The 639-nt window shown below is 48.8% G+C and carries 1 protein-coding gene; it reads left to right on the forward strand.

The window, feature by feature from the left end; translation table 11 throughout:
* On the forward strand, positions 1-639 hold a 639-nt coding region (locus tag KIV40_RS32950; protein WP_285353585.1), incomplete at both ends, for an HD-GYP domain-containing protein.

A 639-nucleotide genomic window follows, 5' to 3' on the forward strand; every position in this document is an offset into this window, starting at 1 on the left:
TGAAAATCAAACTCGACTCGATGAAATCGCTAAACAACAGTGGAAACGCACTCTTAGCGACCAAGTCGGAATCGCATGGACAGAGAAAATACGCTTTGAAGAGGAGCCCGAACTGCCCGTCATGGAGCCACTACTTGCTGATAAACCGCAACATCGCATTCCTTGGGAGCAAGGGTTGAGCCCACAGGACTTATACCGTGGTGAACTTTATAACCTGAAAGTACGCAGCGGTACCTTGACCAAAGAAGAGCGCTTTATGATCAATGATCACATCATCCAAACCTCGGTGATGCTCAATAAACTGCCCTACCCTGAACACTTGAAAGAGATCCCACGAATCGCCAGTTACCACCATGAGCGTATTGATGGCAAGGGCTACCCATTTGGCCTAGATGACGATGAACTGTCCATACAAGCCAAGGTAGTCGCCATTGCCGATGTGTTTGAGGCTCTCACATCCAGCGACCGCCCCTACAAACAGGGAAAAACCCTTGAAGAGTCTTTAACCATTATGACGCGGATGGCGACAACAGGTCATATTGATCCCAAGCTCTATTTACTGTTCCTAGAGAAAGACATCTACCAGCGCTATGCGGATGCTTTCTTGGGTTCGGAACAGCACTGTGAGGTCGACGCACC

It is taken from the genome of Vibrio sp. D173a (genome assembly GCF_030248475.1).